The following is a 297-nucleotide window of genomic DNA, read 5'->3' on the forward strand; positions in this document are numbered from 1 at the left end:
GTTTCCAAAGCCAAGGAATTAGGTATCCGTAAAATGATCATTCCAACAGCAGGTAATGCAGGTGGGGCTATGAGTGCTTACTGCGCTAAAGCAGGTATCGAAGCAACGGTAATCATGCCAAAACATACCGCAGAAACTTTGAAAGAAGAATGTCGTTTATACGGAGCCGATCTGATATTGATAGATGGATTAATTGATGCTTGCGGAAAAAAAGCAAGAGAGATTGCTGCTACCACCGGAGCTTTTGATATGTCTACCATGAAAGAACCCTATCGTTTGGAAGGTAAAAAAACGCTC

General features: G+C 42.1%; 1 protein-coding gene. It reads left to right on the forward strand.

What is annotated here, in order from left to right:
• Window positions 1–297, forward strand: a 297-nt coding sequence (locus tag CWC11_RS22400; RefSeq protein WP_138684280.1) for a pyridoxal-phosphate dependent enzyme, incomplete at both ends; no start/stop codon positions are given.

Origin of the sequence: Pseudoalteromonas sp. S3178 (assembly GCF_005886985.1) — a bacterium.
GTDB lineage: Bacteria > Pseudomonadota > Gammaproteobacteria > Enterobacterales > Alteromonadaceae > Pseudoalteromonas > Pseudoalteromonas carrageenovora.